The 23,227-nt window shown below is 40.2% G+C and carries 30 protein-coding genes; 11 read left to right on the top strand and 19 right to left on the bottom strand.

The window, feature by feature from the left end:
- A complete protein-coding gene (locus LCD34_RS19135) occupies positions 1-1,164 on the bottom strand; it encodes an isocitrate/isopropylmalate dehydrogenase family protein (protein WP_038475217.1) in 1,164 nt (387 codons plus the stop codon).
- Between the two features lie 77 nt (positions 1,165-1,241).
- Between LCD34_RS19135 and LCD34_RS19130 the strand changes: the two genes are divergently transcribed.
- The 3 genes from LCD34_RS19130 to LCD34_RS19610 all read left to right on the top strand — a co-directional run bounded on the left by LCD34_RS19130 (position 1,242) and on the right by LCD34_RS19610 (position 3,112).
- Positions 1,242-2,414, top strand: coding sequence for an MFS transporter (locus tag LCD34_RS19130; protein ID WP_008343785.1), 1,173 nt, complete (start codon positions 1,242-1,244; stop codon positions 2,412-2,414).
- 195 nt (positions 2,415-2,609) lie between these two features.
- The gene (locus LCD34_RS19125; RefSeq protein WP_008343786.1) at positions 2,610-2,957 is read left to right on the top strand and encodes a hypothetical protein; all 348 of its coding nucleotides are present in this window, start codon (positions 2,610-2,612) and stop codon (positions 2,955-2,957) included.
- A 29-nt stretch (positions 2,958-2,986) separates the two neighbouring features.
- On the top strand, positions 2,987-3,112 hold the full coding sequence (locus LCD34_RS19610; protein ID WP_008343787.1) for a hypothetical protein: 126 nt from the start codon (positions 2,987-2,989) through the stop codon (positions 3,110-3,112).
- 53 nt (positions 3,113-3,165) lie between these two features.
- Here the strand turns inward: LCD34_RS19610 and parC are convergent, their stop codons facing one another.
- The 3 genes from parC to LCD34_RS19110 form a co-directional block, all read right to left on the bottom strand.
- The gene (gene parC / locus LCD34_RS19120) at positions 3,166-5,607 is read right to left on the bottom strand and encodes a DNA topoisomerase IV subunit A (RefSeq protein WP_224559867.1); all 2,442 of its coding nucleotides are present in this window, start codon (positions 5,605-5,607) and stop codon (positions 3,166-3,168) included.
- A gap of 2 nt (positions 5,608-5,609) precedes the next feature.
- Positions 5,610-7,577: a DNA topoisomerase IV subunit B gene (parE, locus tag LCD34_RS19115; RefSeq protein ID WP_007499323.1), complete on the bottom strand. Its 1,968-nt coding sequence runs from the start codon at positions 7,575-7,577 to the stop codon at positions 5,610-5,612.
- Positions 7,578-7,993: 416 nt separating this feature from the next.
- Positions 7,994-8,407, bottom strand: coding sequence for a CoA-binding protein (locus LCD34_RS19110; protein WP_017367328.1), 414 nt, complete (start codon positions 8,405-8,407; stop codon positions 7,994-7,996).
- Positions 8,408-8,561: 154 nt separating this feature from the next.
- Here LCD34_RS19110 and plsY point away from each other — a divergent pair, with 154 nt between their 5' ends.
- Entirely contained in the window at positions 8,562-9,143 is a 582-nt protein-coding gene (gene plsY, locus LCD34_RS19105) for a glycerol-3-phosphate 1-O-acyltransferase PlsY (RefSeq protein ID WP_019744131.1), read from the top strand.
- Between the two features lie 96 nt (positions 9,144-9,239).
- On the top strand, positions 9,240-9,527 hold the full coding sequence (locus LCD34_RS19100; RefSeq protein WP_008343795.1) for a HesB/YadR/YfhF family protein: 288 nt from the start codon (positions 9,240-9,242) through the stop codon (positions 9,525-9,527).
- A gap of 41 nt (positions 9,528-9,568) precedes the next feature.
- Here the strand turns inward: LCD34_RS19100 and LCD34_RS19095 are convergent, their stop codons facing one another.
- The 7 genes from LCD34_RS19095 to acnA form a co-directional block, all read right to left on the bottom strand.
- A complete protein-coding gene (locus LCD34_RS19095; protein WP_008343798.1) occupies positions 9,569-9,877 on the bottom strand; it encodes a hypothetical protein in 309 nt (102 codons plus the stop codon).
- Between the two features lie 3 nt (positions 9,878-9,880).
- Complete coding sequence (locus LCD34_RS19090; protein WP_008343800.1) at positions 9,881-10,303, bottom strand: acyl-CoA thioesterase; 423 nt, start codon at positions 10,301-10,303, stop codon at positions 9,881-9,883.
- Positions 10,304-10,406: 103 nt separating this feature from the next.
- A complete protein-coding gene (tlp, locus tag LCD34_RS19085) occupies positions 10,407-10,649 on the bottom strand; it encodes a small acid-soluble spore protein Tlp (protein WP_017359579.1) in 243 nt (80 codons plus the stop codon).
- A 15-nt stretch (positions 10,650-10,664) separates the two neighbouring features.
- Positions 10,665-10,808 (bottom strand): acid-soluble spore protein N, encoded by a 144-nt coding sequence (locus LCD34_RS19080; protein WP_008357830.1) that lies wholly within the window; start codon positions 10,806-10,808, stop codon positions 10,665-10,667.
- Between the two features lie 51 nt (positions 10,809-10,859).
- Positions 10,860-10,985, bottom strand: a complete 126-nt coding sequence (locus LCD34_RS19075) for an FbpB family small basic protein (RefSeq protein WP_003211002.1) — start codon at positions 10,983-10,985, stop codon at positions 10,860-10,862.
- A 76-nt stretch (positions 10,986-11,061) separates the two neighbouring features.
- Positions 11,062-11,565: a TlpA family protein disulfide reductase gene (locus LCD34_RS19070; protein ID WP_008343807.1), complete on the bottom strand. Its 504-nt coding sequence runs from the start codon at positions 11,563-11,565 to the stop codon at positions 11,062-11,064.
- A 66-nt stretch (positions 11,566-11,631) separates the two neighbouring features.
- Positions 11,632-14,361: an aconitate hydratase AcnA gene (gene acnA, locus LCD34_RS19065; RefSeq protein ID WP_008343808.1), complete on the bottom strand. Its 2,730-nt coding sequence runs from the start codon at positions 14,359-14,361 to the stop codon at positions 11,632-11,634.
- A 220-nt stretch (positions 14,362-14,581) separates the two neighbouring features.
- On the opposite strand from acnA, the gene sspO reads away from it, so the two are divergent.
- The 4 genes from sspO (at position 14,582) to LCD34_RS19045 (ending at position 16,072) form a co-directional block, all read left to right on the top strand.
- Positions 14,582-14,728: a small acid-soluble spore protein O gene (gene sspO / locus LCD34_RS19060; protein ID WP_017359581.1), complete on the top strand. Its 147-nt coding sequence runs from the start codon at positions 14,582-14,584 to the stop codon at positions 14,726-14,728.
- Positions 14,729-14,745: 17 nt separating this feature from the next.
- Entirely contained in the window at positions 14,746-14,892 is a 147-nt protein-coding gene (locus tag LCD34_RS19055) for a small acid-soluble spore protein P (RefSeq protein WP_003211331.1), read from the top strand.
- A gap of 102 nt (positions 14,893-14,994) precedes the next feature.
- Entirely contained in the window at positions 14,995-15,384 is a 390-nt protein-coding gene (locus LCD34_RS19050) for an Hsp20/alpha crystallin family protein (RefSeq protein WP_035391929.1), read from the top strand.
- Between the two features lie 259 nt (positions 15,385-15,643).
- Positions 15,644-16,072, top strand: coding sequence for a DUF2621 domain-containing protein (locus LCD34_RS19045; RefSeq protein ID WP_007499335.1), 429 nt, complete (start codon positions 15,644-15,646; stop codon positions 16,070-16,072).
- A gap of 20 nt (positions 16,073-16,092) precedes the next feature.
- Here the strand turns inward: LCD34_RS19045 and LCD34_RS19040 are convergent, their stop codons facing one another.
- Together LCD34_RS19040 and LCD34_RS19035 are read right to left on the bottom strand one after the other, a co-directional pair.
- Entirely contained in the window at positions 16,093-16,575 is a 483-nt protein-coding gene (locus LCD34_RS19040) for a CcdC family protein (RefSeq protein ID WP_008357842.1), read from the bottom strand.
- A gap of 94 nt (positions 16,576-16,669) precedes the next feature.
- Positions 16,670-17,377: a cytochrome c biogenesis CcdA family protein gene (locus tag LCD34_RS19035; RefSeq protein ID WP_008343813.1), complete on the bottom strand. Its 708-nt coding sequence runs from the start codon at positions 17,375-17,377 to the stop codon at positions 16,670-16,672.
- A gap of 208 nt (positions 17,378-17,585) precedes the next feature.
- Here LCD34_RS19035 and LCD34_RS19030 point away from each other — a divergent pair, with 208 nt between their 5' ends.
- Positions 17,586-17,759 (top strand): aspartyl-phosphate phosphatase Spo0E family protein, encoded by a 174-nt coding sequence (locus LCD34_RS19030; protein WP_369810454.1) that lies wholly within the window; start codon positions 17,586-17,588, stop codon positions 17,757-17,759.
- A 268-nt stretch (positions 17,760-18,027) separates the two neighbouring features.
- Here LCD34_RS19030 and LCD34_RS19025 read toward each other — a convergent pair whose 3' ends face one another.
- From LCD34_RS19025 to yneA, 6 genes are all read right to left on the bottom strand, one after another.
- Entirely contained in the window at positions 18,028-18,246 is a 219-nt protein-coding gene (locus LCD34_RS19025) for a YneF family protein (protein ID WP_003212379.1), read from the bottom strand.
- An 84-nt stretch (positions 18,247-18,330) separates the two neighbouring features.
- On the bottom strand, positions 18,331-18,777 hold the full coding sequence (sirA, locus tag LCD34_RS19020) for a sporulation inhibitor of replication protein SirA (protein ID WP_007499339.1): 447 nt from the start codon (positions 18,775-18,777) through the stop codon (positions 18,331-18,333).
- A gap of 198 nt (positions 18,778-18,975) precedes the next feature.
- The gene (gene tkt / locus LCD34_RS19015) at positions 18,976-20,979 is read right to left on the bottom strand and encodes a transketolase (RefSeq protein WP_224559866.1); all 2,004 of its coding nucleotides are present in this window, start codon (positions 20,977-20,979) and stop codon (positions 18,976-18,978) included.
- 189 nt (positions 20,980-21,168) lie between these two features.
- The gene (locus LCD34_RS19010; protein ID WP_008343816.1) at positions 21,169-21,399 is read right to left on the bottom strand and encodes a DUF896 domain-containing protein; all 231 of its coding nucleotides are present in this window, start codon (positions 21,397-21,399) and stop codon (positions 21,169-21,171) included.
- A 69-nt stretch (positions 21,400-21,468) separates the two neighbouring features.
- Positions 21,469-22,116, bottom strand: a complete 648-nt coding sequence (locus tag LCD34_RS19005) for a recombinase family protein (RefSeq protein ID WP_025207396.1) — start codon at positions 22,114-22,116, stop codon at positions 21,469-21,471.
- 17 nt (positions 22,117-22,133) lie between these two features.
- Positions 22,134-22,445, bottom strand: coding sequence for a cell division suppressor protein YneA (gene yneA, locus LCD34_RS19000; protein WP_007499348.1), 312 nt, complete (start codon positions 22,443-22,445; stop codon positions 22,134-22,136).
- Between the two features lie 159 nt (positions 22,446-22,604).
- On the opposite strand from yneA, the gene lexA reads away from it, so the two are divergent.
- A complete protein-coding gene (lexA, locus tag LCD34_RS18995; protein WP_007499350.1) occupies positions 22,605-23,225 on the top strand; it encodes a transcriptional repressor LexA in 621 nt (206 codons plus the stop codon).
- Positions 23,226-23,227: the final 2 nt, after the last annotated feature.

The following is a 23,227-nucleotide window of genomic DNA, read 5'->3' as shown; positions in this document are numbered from 1 at the left end:
TCATCTCCCTTTTATTGAAACTTCATTCATCGTTTGAATGAATGCCTCGGTGAATTGTGTTGTCGTCTCATTTCCTCCTAAATCCTTCGTTTTCAAGTTCTTTTTTAAGGCCTCACCAAGAGTATGTTCGATCAGACTCGCTGTCTGTTTTAATCTTTCATCTTGATATTTCACATGTAGCCAGTTACAAAGCATCACTGTAGAAAGAATCATGCCCATTGGATTGGCGATATTTTGACCAGCTATATCAGGTGCTGAACCATGTGCCGCCTGTGCCATCGCTTGATTTTCGTTGCAATTTAATGAAGGTGCCATTCCTAAACTGCCGACTAGTTCTCCTGCAAGATCAGATAAAATGTCGCCAAACATATTTTCTGTCACAATCACATCAAAATCACCTGCACGTCTCACTAAATGAGCAGCCATCGCATCAATATGAATATCCTCAACCTCCACTTGTGGATATGCTTTGGCTACCTCTTGACATGTTCGTAAAAACAAGCCAGATCCTAATTTGATCACGTTCGCTTTATGAACAATGGTGACTTTCCCCCTCCTCTCCACTGCACGTTGAAAGGCTGCGTGGGCAATACGGGTAATTGCTTTTTTTGTAAACACACCTGTAGATATGGCGACATCTGGTGTAATCATCCACTCTCCTGTCCCCTGATACATATTCCGGTCTGGATAAAAGCCTTCTGTATTTTCTCGAAAAATGACAAGGTCGACACCACTGGCAACGCTTTTCACACCTGGAAGCGATTGCGATGGACGAATATTTGCAAATAAATCAAATGTATGACGCAGTTCTCCACTTGGATTTCTTCTTTCTTTCAATTGATCAGGATATGAAGCTGAATCATGAGGTCCTAATATCCAGCCATGGCATTTTTTCAAGGCGGCTATAGTAGAAGCTGGCACTGGATCTTGATGAGAATGAATGGCTTCAGCACCGATAGGACACTCTACAAATTCCACAAATGGTTCTTTGAACTGTGACAGCGCTGTCTTTAAAATACGCATACTAGAATTAACAATTTCCGGTCCAATCCCGTCTCCCTTTAAAACACCTATTCGATATGACATATGTATCGCCCCTTTTGTCTTTATTCTATCAAAGAATGATGAAGTTGGAATATTTTCTTCATGATGATCCTCCCTCATGTTATTTACGAATCAAGAAGTCTCCTTTATAATCGAGTAGATTTGTTCTGTATGACTACATAGATATGAGGGATTAGATGAAATTAAAGTGGTATAAAGCGATTATTGTTATTTTTACGATGTCTGGAATTTCCATCTCCACTTGGTTTTCAAGAACACCAGAAGTGAGAGATTTATTGCAAGCAGATACAGGCACAATGGGACTCATTTTACTCGGCCTATCTGTAGGTTCCATCGTCGGGCTGATTCTGTCCAATGTATTCGTTCGCAAAAAAGGCGGCCGAGTGGCGATTGTGGTCAGCGCTTTTTTGATGTTTATTGGATTCTCAACCCTTGCAATCGGCGCCGCCCTCTCTTCTACGCTAATTGTCACTGCTGGCCTTTTTCTTTTTGGTTCAGGCTCAGGCATGTGCAATGTAGCCATGAACTTAGAAGGAACGGAGATTGAGTATCAGATCAAGAGAACGATCCTGCCGATTTTGCATGCTTCTTTCAGTATTGGAACGTTAATTGGTGCAGGTGCCGGAATTCTCTTTATTTATTTAGGTGTGTCTGTCCTCATTCACCTTCACACCATTGCACTCCTTTTCTTTCTCAGTATCCTGATTTGTACACGGTTTATTCCGCACGGGACAGGAAAAGATCAGGATGAGACGCAGACAGAATCAGTTGAGGCTTCTCAAACATCATGGCTGAACAAACGAACGATCTCATTAGCGATGATTGCCTTATGTCTCGCATTTGTAGAAGGTTCTGCAAATGATTGGATTCCACTAGCAATGGTTGATGGCTATCAGGTTTCTCATTCAATGAGTACGGTCATCTATGCATTATTTTTGTGCGGGATGATTAGTGGCAGACTACTGAGCGGACGTTTCATTGATCGCTTTGGCAGGGTGCTATTGCTAAGAATCGCGATTTTATCTGCTGCCGCCGGACTATTCTTGGTGATTTTAAAGATTTCACTCGTCGTGTGTATGATATCTATCTTTTTATGGGGACTTGGCGCGTCCTTAGGCTTCCCGCTGACCATTTCAGCAGCTGGTGATGATAGCCGCTATGCTGTCAAGCGTGTCAGTATCGTCACTTTATCTGGGTATACAGCCTCTCTATCAGGGCCCCCTGTTTTAGGACTGCTCGCCAATCAAGTCGGACTGCTTCATGCGTTTATTTTTGTTCTGTTTGCCACTTGTATTGCGGGAATCTTCACAAAAGCTGTTGCAAAACCGACATCAATACATTCTTTTTGACAAGTGCCAGATCTTTGATCTCGGTACTTTTTTTAAATTTAAAAAATAAAATTGAAACCTTTCATGAAGTGAAACAGTCCTATAGATGTCTTGATGTTTAGCGCTTTTTTAAAGAGGGAAAGTAAAAAAATAAGACTTTTCAAATAACTGAAAACGTGGTAAGATCATGAAAATAAACAGGAAGGGGTGAGAAAAATGAAAAAAAATATGCTGTTAAAATTAGCAGTCTTATTCATAGCACTTGCAAGTTTTCATTTGTTCTCAATGCCTCATTCCGTTCAGGTATACCATCATGCAAAGGTGGTTGCTGATCAAGAATCACATGAAATGAAAATCGTTCAGACAGCAGGCGATGAAAAGAAACAAAAACATGTGAACGCAGTATTTGCGGCATTTACAGCACTGCTAGTCATTGGCAGTATGGCAGCTGGATTTGCACGCATCACTTATACTGATCGATTTGACCGGAAAAAGAAGCATTTACTTGCAGTGTTCTACCAGTCTTCGAATTTCCGAGTAGCTCGTGTTAACCCAACCATTTAAATCAAACAAAAATTGGGAGGTTTTACACGATGTTATTTTTCTTAAGAGTATTCATTCTAGGTCTGTTCTCTGTCACTTCACTTTCTCTTTTCGTTTACCAAGGAATTGAAGTAGTGCATGCCATCACAAGCATGTTTGGCAATCACGAGAGTTAAATTGACCTCATCATAAAAAACCCCCTGCCTTACGCAGGGGGTTTTCATTTTGCTTATTTATTGTCATCTTGGTCAGATGCAGCAGGTGATAAAAGAACTTGAGTTACTTCTCCCTGCTCTTCCTCATCTAAAATAAACGATCCATTGCTATAACGATCATTTGCCCTTAGTGTGGAAATATCGAGCGGGATCGTGGCACCCTTTTCCGTATCAATCTCAAGTGTATCGTGTAGTGAAGCAGCAATCACAGCAACAATTCTGTGAGGGTTTTTCTTTAATTCTCTTAGCATGATCACTCCACGTTTTGCCCTTGATGTCTTATCAAATTCAGAGAGGTTCATCCGCTTCACAGCACCTCTTTGTGTCGTGAGAACAAGCACATTGTTCTTCGGATCAATCATTTGTCCAGAGACCACCTCGTCTCCGTCCTTCAAATTGATGCCTTTCACACCAGCCGCTCTCGGACCGACCACACTCACTTCTTCTTCATCAAACCATAATCCATAGCCATTTTTCGTTGCAATAAACAATTCTTGCTGACCTGTTGTGACATGAACATCTACAAGTTCATCATCACCTTTTAAATTCAAGGCGACAAGCGGTTTTGAATAACGCTGCGCTTTATATTGGAGAAGCTCTGTTTTCTTCACCATACCGCCTTTTGTGAAGAACAGGAGATACGATGATTCATCGAATTCTTTAATTGGGATCGCTTTTTGAATGGATTCATCGCGATCAATCGAAATAATATTCGTAATATGCTGCCCCATGTCTTTCCAGCGTATATCTGGCAGCTGATGAACTGGACAGTAAATATAGCTCCCTTTATTCGTAAAGAGCAGAAGAACATCTGTTGTATTCATTTCAAACTGGTGAATCAGTCGGTCTGTATCCTTCATACCGAAGTCCTTACCGTTTGATGCAGCATAGGAACGCTGGCTTGTCCGTTTGATGTATCCATCCTTTGTGACTGTGACGTACACGTCCTCTGATGCGATCATCACTTCAAGGTTAATCTTAATTTCTTCAATTTTTTCCTCTATGACAGATCGTCTTTCATCAGAATACGTCTTTTTCAACTTCTTCAAGTTGTTCGTAATGACTTTAAACAGCTTCTTCTCATTCGCTAAAATGTCTTCCAGCTCTGCAATTCGCACGTCAAGCTCTCTTGCTTCGTCTCTTAGTTGAGTGATATCTGTATTTGTTAAACGATATAACTGGAGAGAAACAATCGCTTCTGATTGAGCTTCTGTAAAATCATATTTCTCCATCAAATTGTTTTTCGCATCACGCTTATCATTAGACGAACGAATCGTCGCAATGACTTCATCTAAAATGGAAAGAGCTTTAATTAATCCATCTACAATATGATGACGTTCTTTTGCTTTTCGAAGCTCGTATGCTGAGCGGTTCGTCACCACTTCTTTTTGATGAGCAATGTAAGCGTCTAGTACAGTTGTAAGCGTCATTAAAGTCGGTCTTCTGTTATGTATCGCGACCATATTAAAGTTATATGGGATTTGCAGATCAGAATTTTTATATAAGAAATTCAAGACACCATTCGCATCCGCTTCTTTTTTCAGCTCTACAACAATCCGAAGGCCGGTACGATCCGTCTCATCCCGAACCTCAGAAATTCCTTCTACTTTTCTTTCAATGCGGAACTCGTCCATCTTTTTGACAAGATTGGCTTTATTCACTTCATAAGGAATTTCTGTGATCACGATTTGCTGGCGTCCACCGCGGATGGTTTCAATCTCCGCTTTTCCGCGAATCATAATCTTTCCTTTTCCTGTTTCATATGCCTTCTTAATACCATCCACACCTTGAATGATCCCGCCTGTTGGGAAATCAGGCCCTTTGATGACTGTCATTAAATCCTCAACCGTACAATGCGGCTGTTCGATTCGCTTAATCACGCCATCAATCACTTCTCCTAGATGGTGCGGCGGAATATCAGTCGCATAACCGGCTGAAATCCCTGTTGACCCGTTCACAAGAAGGTTGGGAAACATCGCTGGCAAGACAACAGGCTCTTTGCTTGTATCATCAAAGTTCGCGACAAATTCGACTGTCTCCTTGTCGAGGTCCTTTAAAAGCTCTGATGCAATGGCAGAAAGCCTTGCTTCCGTATAACGCATTGCAGCAGGAGGATCTCCGTCGATACTCCCGTTATTTCCATGCATCTCAATCAGCACGTTTCGCACTTTCCAATCCTGGCTCATTCTCACCATTGCTTCATAAACAGATGAATCACCATGCGGATGATAGTTACCAATGACGTTACCGACTGTTTTGGCAGCTTTACGGAAGTTTTTATCTTGTGTATTTCCTTCTGCATACATTGCATATAAAATTCTTCGTTGTACAGGCTTTAATCCATCACGTGCATCTGGAAGTGCACGATCTTGGATAATATATTTACTATAGCGACCAAAACGGTCCCCAATCACTTCTTCTAACGGTAAATCATGAAATCGTTCTTGTTGTGCCATGTTTAAACCTCCTCAGCTAGCGACAAGTTTTCATTTTCAAGAATGTTGCTTTCCTCATCAAGTCCAAAGGCGACATTCTTTTCAATCCATTTACGGCGTGGTTCTACTTTGTCACCCATCAGTGTCGTGACGCGGCGTTCCACCCGTGCAGCATCATCGATCTTCACCCTGACAAGCGTTCTCGACTCTGGATTCATTGTCGTTTCCCATAGCTGGTCGGCATTCATTTCACCTAAACCTTTATAGCGCTGAATCGTATATCCTTTTCCAACTTTCTTTAGTACGTCATCCATTTCTTCATCAGACCAAGCATATTCAATGACTTCTTTCTTCCCTGAGCCTTTGCTAACTTTATATAAAGGCGGAAGGGCAATGAATACTTTGCCATGCTCAATCAGCGGCTTCATATAGCGGTAGAAGAATGTAAGCAATAGAACCTGAATATGCGCGCCATCTGTATCAGCATCTGTCATGATGACAATTTTGTCATAATTGATGTCTTCTACATTAAAATCGACACCAACCCCGCCGCCAATAGCATGGATAATGGTGTTGATTTCTTCGTTTTTGAAAATGTCCGCAAGCTTTGCTTTCTCTGTATTAATGACCTTCCCTCGAAGCGGCAGCACCGCTTGGAATTTCCGATCACGTCCTTGCTTAGCTGATCCACCTGCTGAGTCACCCTCTACTAGATACAGTTCGTTTCTTGCCGGGTTTCTAGATTGAGCAGGTGTTAATTTTCCGCTGAGTGTTGCTTCAGATTTTTTCCGTTTCTTGCCGCTCCTTGCTTCTTCTCTTGCTTTTCTAGCCGCTTCTCTTGCCTGCTGCGCTTTAATCGCTTTTTTCACAAGCAGTGTCGCCGTTTCGCGATTTTCTTCAAGGAAATAAGCCAATTTTTCAGAAATCACGGCATCAACAGCTGACCTTGCCTCACTCGTTCCAAGCTTTCCTTTTGTTTGTCCTTCAAATTGAAGAAGTTCTTCAGGAATTCTCACAGAAATAACAGCTGACAGGCCTTCACGAATATCCGTACCTTCTAAATTTTTATCTTTTTCTTTTAAAAGGGTCACTTTGCGTGCATATTCATTAAAGGCTCTCGTCATGGCCGTTTTTGCACCAGACTCATGCGTACCGCCATCTTTGGTTCTTACGTTATTGACGAACGACAAAATATTTTCTGAATAGCCGTCGTTAAATTGAAAGGCAAAATCGACTTCAATGGACTGATGTTCGCCTTCAAACGAAACGACTTCACTAAGTACATCCTTTTCCTCGTTTAAATAAGCAACGAACGCTTCAATACCTGTCTCATAATAAAAGGTCTCCTGCACATCATGGCGCTCATCAATCAGCTCTATTTTTAGCCCTTTTAATAAAAAGGCTGATTCTCTTAACCGCTCTGATAATGTATCAAAATTATAGGTGGTGACACTGAACATCGTTGGATCTGGCTTAAAATGAATCAGTGTACCGGTCTTTTTCGTTTTCCCGATTTTTTCAAGTGATGTGACTGGTTTTCCGCCATGTTCAAAGCGCTGGTGATAAATAAATCCATCGCGTTCTATCGTCACGGTGAGCCACTCTGAAAGTGCGTTCACAACGGACGCCCCAACCCCGTGAAGTCCACCACTTGTTTTATAACCGCCTTGACCAAATTTTCCGCCTGCGTGCAGGACCGTTAAAATGATCTCTGGTGTCGGTTTTCCAAGCTTATGCATACCAGTAGGCATTCCGCGCCCTTTATCTTGGACGGAAATGCTATTATCTTTATGTATTTTGACAATGATATGATCTCCATGGCCAGCGAGCACTTCATCGACAGAGTTGTCTACAATCTCATAGACAAGGTGATGAAGACCGCGTGAATCCGTCGATCCAATATACATCCCTGGACGTTTACGGACCGCTTCAAGCCCCTCTAGCACCTGAATAGAATCATCGTTATAATCTACTTGCTGCTTTTTAACCAAATGCTTAATCCCCTTTCACTAACAAACATAACCGGCTAATCATCAATGATCTCTCTAGATTTTAATGATGATCATGCTGCTCATTACTGTCCACTTTAATAAGCTGCATCATCACCATGCATGTGTGATTCAGCGATACATGCTCTTTTGCACGGTTATGAATCATGTTCTACATTCTGCAATCAGAACTAGAAGTCCATTATAAACAAGACTGTTTCATAAGCCAAATGCAATCATATGATGGTTTTAGCAAAACAGAACAAATGTTCTATATTTATCTTATCGCTCTTTTTCTCGATATGCAAGGTCACCGATATGCCCCTGTCGCCTTATTTTATCGCTTTCTTCTAGAATCGCAAATATATTTCTGCAACAAAAAAGCAAAAATCCTTGAAAAACCAAGGATTTTTGACGATTTAATGAGTTTTTGTCATCGCATGAGCCACTTTGATACATAAATCCATGATAGCGACCTTGCCATTTTCCTCAATCAGCCTTTTCGCCTCTTCATGATATACACCTTGCTGCGCCCAAAAAACAGGTGCGTCTATTTCAAGAAATTCTTTCGCCACCTCAGGCAAAAACTCAGAACGTCTAAAGACATTGACGATATCAACAGGCCCTTCTATGTCTTTTAAAGAGGCGACCGCTTTTACCCCAAGTGCTTCATCAATCGTTGGATTGACAGGAATGATGTCATAACCGGCATCCTGCATGGCTTTTGAAACCATATAGGACGTTCGGTGCGGCTGATCTGACAAACCTACAACTGCAATTCGCTTACTGCTTTTTAATATACGCCCAATTTCTTGTTTTGAAGGATGATTCATCCAGACACTCCTTTTCTTCTATTTTAGCGAATTTCTTGTTAAAAACAAAGCTGAATTCATCGGCCATCGTTTTTTTCAAAAAAAGATCGCCATGTTTTTCATAAGATCATGTTAAAATGTAAGACAAGAGGGAGAATATAAAGGAGTTATGCAGATGTTAATTGCTTTGATGTTTATTTTGGCTTATCTTCTCGGCAGTATTCCATCAGGTCTCATTGTCGGGAAAGCTGCAAAGGGAATCGATATCCGTGAACATGGCAGCGGGAACCTAGGTGCGACGAATGCATTCCGTACGCTAGGTGTGAAAGCAGGGTCCATCGTTATCACTGCTGATATTTTAAAAGGGACTCTTGCTTCGGCTTTACCGTTTTTCATGCAACTGGACATTCATCCCTTATTAGCAGGAGTTGCTGCTGTTATCGGTCACAGCTTTCCTGTCTTTGCAAAATTTAAAGGGGGAAAAGCGGTCGCTACATCAGGCGGCGTGCTGTTATTTTATGCCCCGTTCTTATTTATCACGATGATCGCTGCTTTTTTCTTATTTTTATACATTAGTAAATATGTTTCATTATCATCTATGCTGACTGGGATCTACACATTCATTTACAGCATATTCACCCAAGACGTATTTTTAATTATTGTTGTTGCTGTTCTTGCTGGCTTTGTGATCTTCAGACACATCGCCAACCTCAAACGAATTCTCAACAAAACTGAACCGAAAATCAAATGGCTTTAGCCGTTTCATCAATTTAAATATGTGGTAAAAGTAAAGAAAAGCTGTTTTTGCATCCTGCATTTAAAAACAGCATGACTTCAAAAAGGGGCGATCACATTGAAATTAACGATAAAAGATGATGCACTCAATTGGTACAAGAATGAACTGGATTTAGAAAAAGGTGATCATGTTCGCTTTTTTGTCAGATATGGCGGGTGCAGTAATGTACAAAAAGGCTTTTCTCTCGGCGTCGCAAAAGATGAACCTCAAAATGCCGGCGCAACCGCTGAAGTAGAAGGCATTACTTTCTTCGTGGAAGAAAGTGATATTTGGTATTTTGACAACCATGATCTGCATATTGATTATAACGAGTCCGTGAAAGAACCAGAATTTCATTATGAATAAACAAAAAAGATACCTCATCCCTCGGGTATCTTTTTTGTTTATCACTCAATATAAAGTCCATACTCCTGAATGTTTCCTAACGACCGCTCTTTTTGTAAAATCCGTTTTTGCGAATCACCGATGAGATCAAAATGAGGAAAACCTTCGCGAACATGGATCCATTCTTTCTTTAATCCATGCTTTTGTCCCCAAGCGATTAATTGCTCCATATCCTGACAGGCTGCCTTTGTGACTGTATTCGCATGCGGAAAACGGTCATCAAGCCAATAGTGTGTCAAAAAAGCCACATTCCCTTGCCGAACAGCTGATTTCCAAGCATGTAGATCCTTTCTTTTAATTCCAAATGCCATGGATCAAACCTGCTTCTTGGACTGTTCGTAAACGCTGTGCCATGCAGGGAAAGCTTTTCTAAATTGAATCGGTCTAAAGGTTTCTTTGTCCACACAAATATGTGAGGTGGTCCCTGTAATAGCCGTTTGTCCATCAGGTTTTTGTATTTCATAGCCATACACTGTTTTCACGCCGTTATATTCTTCTATCCATGTGTGAACTGTAGCCGTTTCACCGTACAGTAGTGGTTTCTTATATTGAACCTGAAGATCGACAACAGGTGCAAGGACACCGTCTGCCTCTAACTGGGCATAGGAAAAGCCTAATTCTTTAATTAACGCTGTTCTGCCGACTTCCATCCAAATTAAATAGTTGGCATGATACACAATGCCCATTTGATCTGTTTCTGCATAACGGACTTCTATTTCTTTTTTAGATACATACACGTTTTCATCGCTCTCCTATCAAAACCTAACGTCTCTGACATTTTACCACATTCCAATTGGTTCTTCTAAAAAGAGGCAATAAAATAAACCAGGAATCCCTGGTTTATTCAGTGTAACCGCTCTTTCTTGCTGCTTCCTCGTCCTTTATTTCAGAACGCATTGCGTCAATACTTGTTCTACGGTTTTCATTTTTTTGCTTGATCATCTGCTTTTCTTCCTCTGTTGAAAGACCCATTGCTGCTTCAGATTCATCAATATTTTCAAGTGTGTTTTCGATCATATCCTGCAGCTTCTCAACATTATCAGAACGATCATCTGGATTGGATTGATATGACTTGTCATTCATCATGCTTCCCTCCTATTATTCGCCCTTCGTCTGTATCACATCAGGCTGTTCATTCGATTTATTATGCATCTTTTTGCCTTTATTTCGTTTGTATGCTACAGGTTTTGTCCCTAAATGGTCTGGTGTAAACTGCGCTTGTTTATCATGCTCTCTACCCATCATTCATCCCTCCCTCTTCTTTAGGATGAACGAAAAAGGTCAAATCATAACTTATTTCTGTCTAAATCGCTCTTCCAACTTTTCTTCAAGCTGGTTTAAAAATTCCTCATTGCTTAATAATTCTTTTTTATTTTCAAGCACAAGTTCTTCAAAAGTACGGCGCTTTCTTCTTCTCATGTCTATCACCACCTCCACTCTGTTCATACCATTTTCGCCAAAACATTTAGAAAATAAGCAAAAAAGAGCTGAATCATTATAGATCCAGCTCTTTTTCAATTTCTTTTTTTGTGAGCATTTGATGCTTTACAGACAGGATACGCCCTTTTTCATCTAGTATGTATGTCGTCGGATATGAAAGTACCTGATATCTCGCTTGAATACCTTTTTGATCTAATAAAACAGGAAAACTGACCTTAAGTTCATCAATAAAAGATGCGACGTGATCCACACTCTTTTCAGTGTTCGTCAAATTCACCGCTAGTACCTCAACTTGGTCATTTTCACTTCTAATTGCATCTAGATCTGGCATTTCTGTTCGGCAAGGCTTACACCATGTCGCCCAAAAATTGAGAAGTACTTTTTTCCCTCGATAATCAGATAAAGATGCCGTTTTGCCATCAAGGGTTTTGAGCTCAAAATCAGGGGCTTTGTCCCCTGTTTCAAGACCGATGGCGGGTTCTTTTGGTCCGAATACATTCCATGCAAGTAAACCAATCAACACAAGTAAAACAGCGCTTGCCATTCCTTTTTTCCACATGATTGATCCTCCACTATGTTAAAAAAGAAGAGAAAGCTGTCTAATCGCCTTCTCTTCTTTGCTTTATTAGTTGCTTGCCAATTTCTCACGCAGTACCATTTGAAGGATACCACCATGACGGTAGTAGTCAATTTCGACTTCACTGTCAAAGCGAACAATTACTTCAAATGTTTTCTCGTTGCCATCTGTATCAATTGCTTTTACAGTGACAAGATCACGCGGACGAACTGTTTCATCAACATCTACTTCGAATGTTTCTGTTCCTGTTAGTCCATAAGTTTCTGCACTTTCACCGTCTTTAAACTGTAAAGGAAGTACGCCCATGAAGACAAGGTTACTTCTGTGGATACGCTCAAAGCTTTCCGCAAGAACGAATTTAATTCCAAGAAGATTTGTTCCTTTTGCAGCCCAGTCACGTGAAGAACCCATTCCGTAGTCTTTGCCTGCTAAGATCGCAAGACCAGTTCCATCTTCTTTATAACGCATGCATGCATCATAAATCGATGTCACTTCACCAGTTGGCCAGTACGTTGTATACCCGCCTTCTGTTCCTGGTGCGATTTGGTTCTTAATGCGGATGTTTGCAAAAGTACCTCTCATCATTACATGGTGGTTACCACGACGTGATCCATATGAGTTAAAGTCTCTTGGCGAAACGCCTCTTTCTTGCAAGTATTTACCTGCAGGCGTGTCTTTACCAATTGCTCCAGCAGGAGAAATATGGTCTGTTGTGACAGAGTCACCGAACTTCGCCACTACGCGCAATCCTTTAAGTGGTTCAACTTTACCAGGTTCAACTGATAAGTTTTCAAAAAATGGCGGGTTATCAATGTATGTGGAATTTTCATCCCATTTATACAATGCATCATCCGTTGTTTTAATTTCATTCCAGCGGTCATTGTTGTCAAAAACAGTTTCATACTCTGAACGGAATAGCTCAGGTGTGACAGTGCTTTTCACGACGCTGTTGATTTCATCCATTGATGGCCAAATGTCATTGAAATAAACGTTCTCTCCATTTTTATCGACACCGATCGGATCTTTTGTTAAATCAATATTCACCGTACCAGCAAGTGCATAAGCCACAACTAATGGTGGAGATGCAAGGTAGTTTCCTTTTACAAGCGGGTGGATACGACCTTCGAAGTTACGGTTACCTGATAAAACAGAAGTGATCAGCAGATCATTTTCAGAGACAGCATCTTCAATTTCTTTTTCCAGCGGTCCTGAGTTTCCGATACATGTTGTACAGCCATACCCAACGATGTTAAATCCGAGGTCTCTTAAATATGGAAGAAGTCCCGAATTCACGAGGTACCCTGTTACAACTTTAGAACCCGGTGCTAGTGACGTTTTCACGTAATTTGGCACCTTCATACCGAGCTCACTGGCTTTTTTCGCAACAAGACCTGCTCCGATTAAGACGTATGGGTTCGATGTATTCGTACAGCTCGTAATCGCTGCAATCGCAATCGCACCTGTCTTCATCACAGCCTTTTCACCATTTGCTAGATCAAATTCGATTTGTTTATCTAGCTCTGATTTTTCTAAGCCAAAACCTTGGTTACCAGCTGGGCTTTCGATGTGTTTATGGAACGTCTCTTTCATTTGAGAAAGTGGAATCAAATCTTGTGGACGTTTCGGACCAGATAAGTTTGACTCAATTTGAGAAAGATCAATTTCCACAACATCAGTAAAAATTGGCTCTTCTGCATCTGGCGTATAGAATAAGCCATTTGCGCGAGAATATTCTTCAACGATATTAATTTGCTCTTCATCACGTCCAGTAAGGCGAAGGTAAGCTAGCGCTTCTTCATCTACTGGGAAGAAGCCGCAAGTTGCACCGTATTCTGGCGCCATGTTCGCAATTGTTGCACGATCAGCTAACGGCAATTGTGCAACACCAGGTCCGAAGAACTCGACGAACTTGTTCACTACGCCTTTTTCACGAAGAACTTGTGTCACTTTTAATGCAAGGTCAGTTGCAGTTGTTCCGTTTGGAAGCTCTCCAACTAATTTAGCCCCAATGACTTCTGGCACTGGGAAGTAAGAAGGCTGACCAAGCATACCAGCTTCTGCTTCGATACCGCCAACGCCCCATCCAAGTACACCGATACCGTTAATCATTGTTGTATGTGAGTCAGTACCAACTAATGTATCTGGATATGTGATGATCTCGCCATCTTCTTCGATTGCATGAACAACACTTGCAAGATACTCTAAGTTCACTTGGTGAACGATCCCTGTTGCAGGCGGAACAGCTTGATAATTGTTAAACGCTTTCTTTGCCCAGCTAAGGAAGTTATAACGCTCTGCGTTACGTTCGAATTCTAAATCCATGTTAATGTTTAATGCATCTTCAGTTCCAGCTTTATCGACTTGTACAGAGTGGTCAATGACCAGGTCAACTGGAATTTCAGGGTTGATTTTATCTGGGTCTCCGCCCACATCTGCCATTGCTTTTCTTAAAGAAGCAAGGTCAACGACAGCTGGCACACCCGTGAAGTCTTGTAAAATAACACGAGAAGGTTTAAATGGAACATCAATTTCTTTTACCTCGGCAGTTCCCCATTTTGCCAAGTTTTCAACGTGTTCCTTTTTGATCACTCTACCGTCTACTTGGCGAAGCACTGATTCTAACAGTACCTTAATGGAATAAGGCAGCTTAGAAACATTTCCGATTCCTTGTTTCTCGAGTGCTTCTAACGAATAATAGTGATACGTTTTCCCATTTGTCGAAAACGTTTTTCTAGATTGAAAAGCGTCTTGTTTAGCGACTTGCTGCTGTTTCGACATGTCCAAAATCCCCCTTTTGATGATCAAGATCAATTTCAATTCTCAGAAAAATCGTCGTATTTCACCACAATTTTCTCACAATTTCATCTTAAAACAAATTCATACATAAGTAAATAACAATGCTTTTATTAAATTCAATAAGTTTAGCTTATCACAAGGAAATGATTACTCTTCATAAACTGAGCAGCACGGGTTCATACTAATGCTGAGGTGATAGAACATGACAAAAAGAAAAGCAAATCATGTCATTGACGGCATGAACGCAGCCAAAAGCCAAGGAAATGGTGCAGGTTATATAGAAAATGATCAGCTCGTTTTAACAGAAGAACAAAAGCAAAACAATAAAAAGCGTAAAAAAAACCAATAAGAAAGGAGTGAGAAATGATGACGAACAAAAACACAGGGAAAGACATACGTCAAAACTCTCCTAAAGAGCATCAAGGCGGGCAACCTGAGCCACTATCAGGCAGTAAAAAAGTGAAAAACCGCAACCATACAAGACAAAAGCACAATTCACATCATGATATGTAAACATTTTCTCTAAAGCCCGTGACCAAACGGGATGTTTTAGGTCTTTCACACATTTCAGCTTTTATCATATGATTTATTATGAGATGTGATGGAGGAGTGTTTATGGAGAATGAAAAGCAAGTGAATTCCTCTGATTTTCTTGAAATAGATGATTGGCTGAATGTATTAATGGACGATCCTTTTGCATGGTATGACGAACAGCTCCCAATAGATCTTTATGAAACGAGCCGTGATTATATTATTGAGATCGACCTCTCCACCCTATCGATCACTGATTTAAAACTGACCTTTTCCGGATGTGAGCTCATCCTCGCTTATTTGATTGATGAAAGAGAACAGCCGATTGAAAAAAGTGTCATACTGCCTTTTTATTTGAATGACAAAGACATTGATACAGATTACGAAAACAGAATCATATCAATCAAAATCAAAAAGGATGCCCATCGTCAAGACGGAGCATTTTCCTTTCAAATGCCGCACTTCAAACATTAAGAGCCCGCCTGTATACAGGCGGGCTCTCTTCCGTTCGTTTCAAGTCAATACCTTGTGCGAACCACCATGGCCAAATAGTAGAGTCGCTATACCATAATGTATTCCATTTCTACTAAATGGTTTGGGTCATTCTAGTAAATGGGCGTCTCTTGATCAAAAAAGGCGTTTATAGAGAAAAAACACATACATTTTTGTTATTTTCTTCTACCTTCTCTTCATGTAAAATAGAATAGAGAGAAGGGATATAGGGAGTGAGAACATGTTAAGCGGCTGGTTTTTGTGGTTCATTTTATTTTGGGGTACAGTGATGATTGGATTACTAGCGATCGGTGGCTTTTTTATGTTTCGCAAGTTTTTAAAACGATTGCCGAAAGAAGACGGGAAATCAGAGCTTGATTGGCAGGATGAATATATTCAAAAGAGCCTGCACCTATGGCGTGATGAAGACAAACAGCTATTAAATGAGCTAGTTTTACCGGTTCCAGAACTGTTTAGAGATGTCGCCAAAGAAAAAATCGCCGGTAAAATTGGCGAGCTGGCACTTAAAGAACAAGCGGCCAGCATTAATTTAGACTTAATCATTCGTGGCTATATTATCGCTACACCGAAGCGGGATCATAAATTTCTACTAAAGCGCCTTCAAGAAAAAAAGATCGACCATTCCCCATATGAATCTTTATTAAAATAACCTCCTTTTAAAAAGGAGGTTTAATTCATTTGGACCTGCTGCGGATCTAATTGTTTAGACAGCTTTCTAAACGACAAATACATCGCAACCCGCCAAGGGACAATCATGCCAAAGGCTAGAATCCAAAACATCCCGCTGAGCGCACCATAATCAATGGAAGAGCTTAAAATCGTCTTCATTCCGATACGAAGGACAAGAAGCCCAATGAGAATAAACACAAATGCTTTTGAACGCTTCAAATAGATTTCATTGCCTCTAATTTCAAATTTCGATGTTTTAATTAAAAAGATAGAGAAAAACATCCCTACAGTAATCGCCTCTAAAAATTCAGCTCCAGTTACTCGAAACATTGGCACAAAAAACATCAGTGCTCCAGTGCTCATAAAGATAGGAGGTAATATAATTTTTTTCGCGGTTGCAGGTTTTGCAGATGATTTAATGCGAATAAACATGACGGCTACCGCCATACATACCGCCACTATAGAAGAAATTATGATCATCATATCAAATCATTCCTTTATTCTTTAAGGTCAGCCTATGTATAATATACTCCAATTGACGAAAAAAAACCATTCGCCGCGACTGTAGAAAACGATTTCAAAAACCCGTAAATCCTCCAAATAATGATGAGAACATAATAATGATCCATGTCAGAAGATCAAAGAACAGCAAGATCCCTACTACGATCATAATAATCCCGCCAGTTTTCATGATGAGCTGCTGACGCTTTCTGATCCAAGCCATTTTTGTGATGAAAAAGGAAAGAACAAAAAATGGGATAGCAAAACCTAATACATACGCAATCATGTAGGTCACAGCGGACTCTGGCTTGTTGCTGGCAAGTGTGATGACAGCTGATAAAATCGGGCCGGTACATGGTGTCCAACCAGCAGCAAAACCCATTCCGATGAGAATCGATCCAAAAAAACCGGCTGGACGATTTTTAAACTGCAACCTCTTTTCTCCCATTAAAAAAGAAGGCTGAAATACACCAAGAATCATAAAGCCAAAGAAAATAATGAGAATGGCACCAATTTGACGAATCGCATCTTGATATTCAATGAAAAACTTCCCAACAAACGATGTCCCAAATCCAATGGCAATAAAAATGAGAGAGAACCCAATTAAAAAGAATAATGTATGAAGCAGACTTCTTCTTCTCAGCATCACCTTCTCAGATTTCACTTCATCTATACTAACGCCCGTAATATAGGATAAAAAGGCTGGATAAAGTGGCAGACAGCACGGTGAGATAAAAGATAGAAACCCTGCTCCAAACGCTAAAAAGTAATTCAAATCTGACAAAAGAACACCCCCTTCTTACAATATACAATAAGAGATGACAAATTCATTTCATTTTTTTTACATCATCTCAATAAAGATGGTCTAATCTCTTAAAACCTTATATAATTTAATTTGACATCAAGATACCAAACCCTTTAAATTTGAAAATAAACCTTAAAATGGATATAATAGAATCGATTCTTTTTATCAAGATTTGCATGAAAGGAACATGACTTTGGTAAAAACATCATTATTAACTCAAATTGAAGAAAAAAGAGAAGAGCTGATGAAAGTTGTCTTGCATAATGGGATGACATCAACAGTGACCATCGAACATAGCCAGCAGCTAGATCATCTCCTCTTACAATATCAACGACACTTACACTCAAACTCAGCCAACTAATGATATCTCAAGATAGAAACAAATGCCGCACGATTTTAGAAAAGTTGATATGTGTGACAATAAAAGAAACGAAAACCTCTGCTCACAGGGGTTTTTTGTTTTGTCTTTAACGGACGGTTCACGGCAAAATAAAAACCACTTTCCCTGCTTTATTCATGCAAGTACAGTGGTTTTATGCGTCTGATGAAGGTGACTTCAATAAAGAAAGGGCATCGCTTGTCCAATCTTTAGGGACCATGTTCCATCTATGATCATAATAACGTACGTATTATTTCGCTTGGTTGTTCATGGCTTTCATCATTTGATTGATTTTCTTTTGGGACGGTTTCATGCCCATTTGCATCATCATCATTCGAAGCATTTGTTCATTAATTGGTGGATTCTTTTTCAAGTAGCTCATCATATACTTACGAGCAATAAAGAATCCGAGTGCAACTCCTGCAAGCAGTGCAACAACGCCTACAAGGATGACAACCCATAAATCCATAATTCTTCCTCCTTCATGTTGTCTCGTATAAAGTGTACTAAACAAAAGGCTATTATACAACATTTCACGTTCAATTTTATTTTTTTAAACAAAATTCCTCACTTTTACCGGATTGAGCCACCCGTGCTTCTTTGATCCAAAGTCCATAGCCAGGAAACAAGGACTAATTTTTCTGAGTACTTCAAAAAACACCGCTTCTGCCTCATAACTGCCTGTGGCAGACATTTGAATGTAACGGTCTTTTATAATGAATGCGGCTGTGCCTTTTCCATCTGGTAGCGATGCACTGTATATTGAGCCTATTTGTGTATAGTGAATATTGGTTAAATTGTTCATTAAACGCTGGTGCATATGAAAAGCAGGGATTCGTTTCGTTACATAATCCACTTGCTTAACAAGCATGACTAATTCGTCATCACTGCGGTTCGTCCAGTGTAACGATTCAAACAAATGAAACAAGATAGATTCTCTACCAAAATAATGATGAGCAAACTCATCCTCAATCCAATAAATATAATAATGGCGTTCCATGTCTATCCCTTCCTTTCACATTTCGTCAATCTCGCTTATTGCTTGTATTATACAAAAATGTGAAAGAAAGAATTGTCTATATATGAAGCAAGAAGAAACTAGTTTTGTCAAAAAAACAAGAAAAAAGAAAAAAGTTTGCAGAGCATAGTGAAAAGCTCTGCAAACCGACTGCAAAAAAGCATGATGCTTGGAGACTGATTATTTATTCAGCTTTGCTTTTACGCGGCTCACCACGTTGCTGACAGTGAAACCGTATTTTTCAATAATGGTTTCGCCTGGTGCAGAAGCGCCAAATTTATCAATCGCAATCACATCGCCATCAAGGCCAGTGTAACGTTCCCAGCCAAGTGAAGCACCCATTTCGATTGCAACACGTGCTCTCACTGCTTTAGGAAGAACGGACTCTTTGTATTCGTCTGACTGCTCATCAAAGCGATCCCATGCAGGTAAGCTCACGACAGAAACGCGAATGCCTTCTTTTTCAAGTGCTTTTTGCGCTTCAATGGCTAAACCTACTTCAGATCCTGAAGCAAGTAGAAGAGCTTCTGGCTGTGCATCAGCTGCTTCAACGACGACATATCCACCTTTTTCTACGCCTTCATACGCCTTCTCTGGTGATTGATCAATCGTTGGAAGGTTTTGACGAGTAAGAACAAGCGCTGTCGGTTTATTCGTTGAAGATACAGCAATTTTCCATGCTGCAGCTGTTTCGTTTCCATCAGCTGGACGAATAACAGAAAGATTAGGCATCGAACGTAATGAAGCGAGCTGTTCAACTGGCTCATGCGTTGGTCCATCTTCTCCAACCGCAATGCTGTCATGCGTAAATACATAAGTGACAGGAAGTCCCATCAATGCAGCAAGACGAATGGCAGGTCTTAAGTAGTCAGAGAAAACAAAGAATGTTCCGCCGAATACACGAAGTCCGCCGTGAAGTGCCATACCGTTTAATGCTGCACCCATTGCGAATTCTCTCACACCAAACCAAATGTTTCTGCCAGCATAATTCTCTCTGCCAAAGTCATTTGTATCTTTGATTGTTGTTTTATTTGATCCAGCAAGGTCAGCAGACCCGCCAATAAAGAATGGTACTTGTTTTGCAATGCCATTTAATACTTCTCCAGAAGAAGCACGAGAGGCAAGGCTTGAACCTGCTTCATAAACAGGAACCTCTTGATCCCAATTCTCAGGAAGTTTCCCTTCAATCGCAAGCTTCAGCTGAGCTGCTAGTTCTGGATATTCTTTTTCATATTGCTCAAACAGTTCATTCCACGCTGCTTCTTTTTTCTGTCCAGCGTCTTTAACAGCTGTTTTGAAATGATCGTACACTTCAGAAGGTACATGGAAATCTTCTTCAAACGTCCAAGAATAAGCTTCCTTCGTTAGCTTCGCTTCCTCACTGCCAAGCGGTGCACCGTGCACCCCAGACGTTCCCGCACGGTTTGGAGATCCGAAACCGATTGTCGTTTTCACTTCAATAAGTGTAGGTTTGTCTGTACTTTGTTTGGCTTTTTCAATGGCAGCCGTCACTTCGTCAATGTTATTGCCGTCTTTTACATAAAGAACTTCCCAATTCATCGCTTCAAAACGATTCTTCACATTTTCAGAGAAAGAACGATCGAGGTCGCCATCTAAAGAAATGTCGTTTGAATCATAAAGAACAATTAAACGGCCTAAGCCTAAATGACCAGCAAGTGAAGCAGCTTCAGAGGAAATGCCCTCCATTAAGTCTCCATCTCCGCAAATGCTGTATGTATAGTGATCCACAACATTAAAGTTATCTTTGTTATACGTTTCTGCAAGATGTCTTTCTGCAAGTGCCATTCCTACAGCCATCGCAATCCCTTGTCCTAAAGGACCTGTTGTCGCATCTACGCCCTCAGTATGTCCAAACTCAGGATGTCCAGGTGTTTTGCTTCCCCATTGGCGGAATTGTTTTAAATCTTCGATGCTCAGATTGTATCCGCTTAAATGAAGCATGCTATATAAAAGCATAGAGCCATGTCCCGCAGATAACACAAAACGGTCTCTGTTAAACCAATTTGGATTTTGCGGACTTACGTTTAAGTGATTCGTCCATAAAGCGTACGCCATTGGTGCAGCGCCCATCGGCATTCCAGGGTGACCGGAATTCGCTTTTTCAATTGCGTCTATGGAGAGAGTACGTATTGTTGCAATAGATTTCAATTCAATCGTTTCCATATAAATCCCCTTCCGTATCTTGTGTACACCATTATCATAAATCTACTGTCCTTTTTTCACAACTATTTCACGCCGAAAAAGAAGGATTTTGTCACATTTAGTTTATCGATCACCTAAAAACTTATACAAATATGAAAAAAAGATGAGAATATTCCTCCCATCTTTTCAAAAATCAAGAAATGATGACCTTTAATGAAGATTCTGGTCTCTTTCTCTTTTTAATTTTTCTGGTGTGACATCGTTTCCTTCTGGATCGACGATTTTCACGGTTTTGAGTGTATTTTTCATAGAAGAACGAAAAGCCTTTAAATATTCCTCTCTTAATTGCTTTTGTTCTGTTTTCTCAGCGTCCGACAAACCGGCCTCTTTCGACTTTTTTGAAAGCTCATTGATTCTTGCAAGCTGTTCTTTAGAAATCATGACAAACTCCTTTAAAACATTTTCTCTACATACTACTAAATATCAGTCATTTTTACAACAAATCACGCTTTAAGTCGCAAGCCCTTTTTCATATTCTTGGTACCTTCTATGGACGGTTGCTTTTGAAATGTCAAAACCAAGTGCCTGCAATGTCACTGCAATTTCAGCGAATGTCATGTTGTTTTTTCTTAATCGAACAATTTCAGAAATCGGTACTTCAATACGTTCGCGGCCAGGCGCCTGTTCTTGGTGTTTTAAATTCAGTTCGGGTTGATACCCTCGCTCAACAGCTTTTTTCATCCCGCGCTTAATTTTTAAATTATGAATTTTCCGCTGATACTCTTCTACAACGCCTACAATTTCAATGACCATTTCGTCTGCTTCTGAAAGCTCAAGCTCTCCTCTATGAAATACGCTGTACACCTTGACTTTCTCTTTAAACAGACAATGAAGAAGAGCGATTTTCGCCTGCCCTCTTCCAAGGCGTGTCTCATCTTGAATGAGAACAGCATCGATTTCTTCCTCTTTCAGCGTAGCCAGCATGTCAAAAACACCGTCACGATCAAGATCGTATCCACTCGCTTTTTCTTTAATCACTTTGACTACATTCATCTTGTGCGCTGCAGCTAAAGCAAGCAGTTCTTCTTCTTGTCTTTTAAGCGAGGTTTCTTGCTCTTCTTTGGCAGTACTTACTCTCGCATAAATGATTGCATTCATGTCTTCAATCGACCTTTCTACTGTACTGTTGCAAGTTGATATACGACTGGATGCTCTTTTTTAACTGGAATGACAAGGATGTCTCCAGGCTGGATGTCAGTTGAAGCGAGATCATTGTGTTCAGTTACCCAGTCAATAAAAGCATTTTTATCGATTGATTTACTGTCGTTTACTTGATCAGCTAATCCCCAAAGAGTATCACCTGATTGAACCTCTATTTTAACATATTGATTTGGATCATTATGGCTAGTGACTGCAATAAGTGAGAGAAATATGCCTACGATGAATGAGAATAGCCCAATAAAAATAATAGATTCCTTTAACCTCATAATGTCATCTCTCCTAATAGAATGTGTGTTCGTTCTTTCTGACACTCATTATAAATACGAACAAACGTTTCTGTCAAACGTTTTTTTCGAACCTATGTTTGTACTGTTAGGAAAAACATGCTATAATTTCTTTAAAATTGACGTTTTGAGGTGCAAAAGATGACGAAGCTATCAAAAAGACAACTCGATATCCTGAAATTCATAAAAGAAGAAGTAAAAAGCAAGGGTTATCCCCCATCCGTTCGTGAAATTGGCGAAGCTGTCGGTCTAGCATCAAGTTCAACTGTCCATGGACATTTAGCTAGACTAGAAACGAAAGGTTTAATTAGAAGAGACCCAACGAAACCTAGAGCGATCGAAGTACTAGATGAAGAGGAAATGAATATTCCAAAGAGCGCTGTAATGAATGTTCCAGTCATCGGAAAAGTCACAGCAGGCTTGCCTATCACGGCTGTTGAGAATGTAGAAGAATATTTCCCACTTCCAGAAACTTTTGCAGCGCCAGATGAACAAGTATTTATGCTTGAAATTATGGGAGAAAGTATGATCGATGCAGGTATTTTGGACAAAGACTACGTCATTGTGCGTCAGCAAAGCACTGCCAACAATGGAGATATTGTGGTGGCTATGACAGAAGAAGATGAAGCAACAGTGAAACGTTTTTATAAGGAAGATACACACTTTAGATTACAGCCCGAGAATCCATCAATGGAACCGATTATTTTACAGAATGTGAGTATACTAGGTAAAGTGATTGGCGTATTTAGAAATATTCATTAAAA

This window comes from Bacillus sp. RAR_M1_44 (assembly GCF_020165935.1).
Taxonomy (GTDB): Bacteria; Bacillota; Bacilli; order Bacillales; family Bacillaceae; genus Bacillus; species Bacillus altitudinis.
Note: the sequence above shows the minus strand (reverse complement) of the source record. Positions and strands in the feature narration are given on the sequence as shown.

What these genes read in the sequence shown, in the direction of transcription:
- LCD34_RS19030 (WP_369810454.1), top strand. Translation starts at nt 17,586, where the DNA reads ATGACTTTGGTAAAAACATCATTATTAACTCAAATTGAAGAAAAAAGA.
- LCD34_RS19125 (WP_008343786.1), top strand. Translation starts at nt 2,610, where the DNA reads ATGAAAAAAAATATGCTGTTAAAATTAGCAGTCTTATTCATAGCACTT.
- LCD34_RS19110 (WP_017367328.1), bottom strand. Translation starts at nt 8,407, where the DNA reads ATGAATCATCCTTCAAAACAAGAAATTGGGCGTATATTAAAAAGCAGT.
- LCD34_RS19610 (WP_008343787.1), top strand. Translation starts at nt 2,987, where the DNA reads ATGTTATTTTTCTTAAGAGTATTCATTCTAGGTCTGTTCTCTGTCACT.
- sspO (WP_017359581.1), top strand. Translation starts at nt 14,582, where the DNA reads ATGACAAAAAGAAAAGCAAATCATGTCATTGACGGCATGAACGCAGCC.
- LCD34_RS19080 (WP_008357830.1), bottom strand. Translation starts at nt 10,808, where the DNA reads ATGGGTAGAGAGCATGATAAACAAGCGCAGTTTACACCAGACCATTTA.
- plsY (WP_019744131.1), top strand. Translation starts at nt 8,562, where the DNA reads ATGTTAATTGCTTTGATGTTTATTTTGGCTTATCTTCTCGGCAGTATT.
- LCD34_RS19025 (WP_003212379.1), bottom strand. Translation starts at nt 18,246, where the DNA reads ATGGATTTATGGGTTGTCATCCTTGTAGGCGTTGTTGCACTGCTTGCA.
- LCD34_RS19005 (WP_025207396.1), bottom strand. Translation starts at nt 22,116, where the DNA reads ATGAATGCAATCATTTATGCGAGAGTAAGTACTGCCAAAGAAGAGCAA.
- parC (WP_224559867.1), bottom strand. Translation starts at nt 5,607, where the DNA reads ATGGCACAACAAGAACGATTTCATGATTTACCGTTAGAAGAAGTGATT.
- tlp (WP_017359579.1), bottom strand. Translation starts at nt 10,649, where the DNA reads ATGAATGACAAGTCATATCAATCCAATCCAGATGATCGTTCTGATAAT.
- LCD34_RS19045 (WP_007499335.1), top strand. Translation starts at nt 15,644, where the DNA reads ATGTTAAGCGGCTGGTTTTTGTGGTTCATTTTATTTTGGGGTACAGTG.
- tkt (WP_224559866.1), bottom strand. Translation starts at nt 20,979, where the DNA reads ATGGAAACGATTGAATTGAAATCTATTGCAACAATACGTACTCTCTCC.
- LCD34_RS19040 (WP_008357842.1), bottom strand. Translation starts at nt 16,575, where the DNA reads ATGATGATCATAATTTCTTCTATAGTGGCGGTATGTATGGCGGTAGCC.
- LCD34_RS19055 (WP_003211331.1), top strand. Translation starts at nt 14,746, where the DNA reads ATGACGAACAAAAACACAGGGAAAGACATACGTCAAAACTCTCCTAAA.
- yneA (WP_007499348.1), bottom strand. Translation starts at nt 22,445, where the DNA reads ATGAGGTTAAAGGAATCTATTATTTTTATTGGGCTATTCTCATTCATC.
- LCD34_RS19075 (WP_003211002.1), bottom strand. Translation starts at nt 10,985, where the DNA reads ATGAGAAGAAGAAAGCGCCGTACTTTTGAAGAACTTGTGCTTGAAAAT.
- LCD34_RS19070 (WP_008343807.1), bottom strand. Translation starts at nt 11,565, where the DNA reads ATGTGGAAAAAAGGAATGGCAAGCGCTGTTTTACTTGTGTTGATTGGT.
- sirA (WP_007499339.1), bottom strand. Translation starts at nt 18,777, where the DNA reads ATGGAACGCCATTATTATATTTATTGGATTGAGGATGAGTTTGCTCAT.
- LCD34_RS19050 (WP_035391929.1), top strand. Translation starts at nt 14,995, where the DNA reads ATGGAGAATGAAAAGCAAGTGAATTCCTCTGATTTTCTTGAAATAGAT.
- lexA (WP_007499350.1), top strand. Translation starts at nt 22,605, where the DNA reads ATGACGAAGCTATCAAAAAGACAACTCGATATCCTGAAATTCATAAAA.
- acnA (WP_008343808.1), bottom strand. Translation starts at nt 14,361, where the DNA reads ATGTCGAAACAGCAGCAAGTCGCTAAACAAGACGCTTTTCAATCTAGA.
- LCD34_RS19010 (WP_008343816.1), bottom strand. Translation starts at nt 21,399, where the DNA reads ATGATTTCTAAAGAACAGCTTGCAAGAATCAATGAGCTTTCAAAAAAG.
- LCD34_RS19135 (WP_038475217.1), bottom strand. Translation starts at nt 1,164, where the DNA reads ATGAGGGAGGATCATCATGAAGAAAATATTCCAACTTCATCATTCTTT.
- LCD34_RS19130 (WP_008343785.1), top strand. Translation starts at nt 1,242, where the DNA reads ATGAAATTAAAGTGGTATAAAGCGATTATTGTTATTTTTACGATGTCT.
- LCD34_RS19095 (WP_008343798.1), bottom strand. Translation starts at nt 9,877, where the DNA reads ATGGCATTTGGAATTAAAAGAAAGGATCTACATGCTTGGAAATCAGCT.